The organism is Streptomyces sp. WELS2, from assembly GCF_013870595.1.
Lineage (GTDB): Bacteria > Actinomycetota > Actinomycetes > Streptomycetales > Streptomycetaceae > Streptomyces.
The window spans coordinates 1-1,456 of record NZ_JACBWZ010001209.1; the positions used below are offsets into that span (position 1 = coordinate 1).

General features: G+C 74.1%; 1 protein-coding gene. It reads right to left on the reverse strand.

What is annotated here, in order from left to right:
• A partial coding sequence (locus H5J33_RS35075; protein ID WP_181798692.1) for a serine/threonine protein kinase occupies nt 1-1,456 on the reverse strand: 1,456 nt, incomplete at both ends.

Genomic DNA, 1,456 nt, shown 5'->3' on the forward strand with positions numbered 1-1,456 from the left:
GGGCCAGGCCGAAGGCGGCGGCGGTGTGCGCGAAGTCCCGTTTCCAGACCGCCTCGTAGTACCGCATGGCGCGGGCCGGGCGGCTGCCGGCGGTGTGCTCGGCGCAGTAGCCGAGGGCGAGCTTGGGCACGTACTCGCCGGGCAGCGCCTGGTAGACGGCGTCGAAACGGGCGCCGGCCAGCTCGACCTCGCCCTGGCTGAGGTGCAGTACGCCGTGGTGCCAGGCGATGCGCCAGTCGTGGGCGGCGGCGCGTTCGCCGAGCTGGGTCTCGGCCTCGGCGAGCCAGCTCTGGGCCGCTCGCTGCTCGCCCTTGCGCAGATAGGCGCGGCACAGCCACAGCGCGGTCTCGGGGGTGCCGAGGCGGGATTCGCGGGGCCACTGCCGGGCGACCCGGTCGGGGGCGTCGGGCGGGAAGGAGTCGAGCAGCAGGGCGGCGCCGTCCTCGGGGTCGGGGACGGGTTCGGGCAGGGCGCCGGCCACCTCGGCGGGGTGGGGCGGGGAGACGTCCAGAGCGGCGGGCTGGTCACCGGTACGCCGGGTCCAGTGGCCGAGGGCGGGGATCGCGCCGAGTCCGGCGTCGAGGCCGGCGCCCGAGGGGCGGAACAGGGTGGAGCTCTCGGGCAGCTGTTCGCCGAACCGGAGCGCGCGGAACTCGCGCAGCACCTCCCAGAGCTGGCGGGACATCTCGGCGGCGGAGCGGAACCGGGCGCGGGGTTCGGCGTGGGTGGCGCGGGCGATGACGCGGCGGAAGGAGTCGGAGGCGAGGCCGCGGGCGGGTTCGGTGCCGCGGGCCAGGGCCTGGAGGGTCGTGCCGACGGTGTAGAGGTCGCTGTCGACGTGCCAGCCGCGGCGGTCGATCTCCTCCTTGGGCGGGGCGAAGCCGGGTGTGTAGACGTAGGCGGAGGCGCGGTCGCCGATGGCGCGGACGGCGCCGAGGTCGACGACCTTGACGGCCCGGCCGAAGTGGATGACGTTGGCGGGCTTCATGTCGCAGTACAGCAGGCCGCGTTCGTGCATGTACTGGAGGGCGCCGAGGATCTTGCAGCCGTAGGTGAGGACGTGGTCGAGGCGGGGGCGGCCGTGGAAGATCCGCTCGATGTCGTCGGCGTCCATGAGCTGTTGCAGGGAGCGTCCGCCGATGTAGTCCATGACGAGGTAGCCGGTGGCGGGGTGGCCGGCGCTCCGGTGCTCTGCGTAGGTGACGATGCGGACGATGTCGGGGTGGTGCAGGGCGGTGAGGGAGCGGCGTTCCTCGACGGCGGTGTGGCGGGCGAGCACGTCGTGGACGTTGATCTGGCCCTTGAGGACGACGCGGTGGCCGTCGGCGCGGGTGTCCTCGGCGAGGTAGATCCAGCCGAGGCCGCCGTGGGCGAGGCAGCCGAGCACCTTGTAGTGGTCGGCGACGATGTCGCCGGGGGCGAGCCGGGGCAGCAGCGAGTAGGGGGTGCCGCAGCG